Origin of the sequence: Photorhabdus viridis (genome assembly GCF_040256935.1) — a bacterium.
GTDB classification, from domain to species: Bacteria; Pseudomonadota; Gammaproteobacteria; order Enterobacterales; family Enterobacteriaceae; genus Photorhabdus; species Photorhabdus viridis.
Map to the genome: position 1 here is coordinate 1 of NZ_JBEJZY010000233.1, position 573 is coordinate 573.

A 573-nucleotide genomic window follows, 5' to 3' on the forward strand; every position below is an offset into this window, starting at 1 on the left:
ATGACTGGGGTGAAGTCGTAACAAGGTAACCGTAGGGGAACCTGCGGTTGGATCACCTCCTTACCTGAGATGCAGTTGAGTGCAGTGCTCACACAGATTGTCTGATGAAAGAACAGAGTTAATTATCGTAACAGGCTTGTAGCTCAGGTGGTTAGAGCGCACCCCTGATAAGGGTGAGGTCGGTGGTTCAAGTCCACTCAGGCCTACCAGACGGTTTTCTTCTTTGTCATTTTCAAACGCGGCATGATCCATTTGTTCGCGCACCCTGCGTTATTGGCGTTGAAACTGGCTGTGATGAAAAGGCTGGTCTAAAACTGGCGATAATAAATTTGTATGGGGCTATAGCTCAGCTGGGAGAGCGCCTGCCTTGCACGCAGGAGGTCAGCGGTTCGATCCCGCTTAGCTCCACCATACTAATCATAGTTCAGAGTATATTGGCGACAGTATGCTGCGAACTATTTTGCTCTTTAACAATCTGGAACAAGCTGAAAATTGAAAGCGTCAATAATCTCCCCGAGGGATTGTTGACCAGTCTCTCAACACTGCGCACCCCGAGACATTTTCGGGTTGTGA

At 48.7% G+C, this 573-nt stretch carries 2 tRNA genes and 1 rRNA gene; all 3 read left to right on the forward strand.

Annotated features, from left to right (window positions below):
- A 16S ribosomal RNA gene (locus tag ABR397_RS23125) occupies positions 1 to 63 on the forward strand; the annotation flags it as partial.
- Between the two features lie 69 nt (positions 64 to 132).
- Positions 133 to 209: transfer RNA gene (locus ABR397_RS23130), tRNA-Ile, on the forward strand.
- 126 nt (positions 210 to 335) lie between these two features.
- Positions 336 to 411 (forward strand) — tRNA-Ala (locus ABR397_RS23135).
- Positions 412 to 573 lie beyond the last annotated feature (162 nt).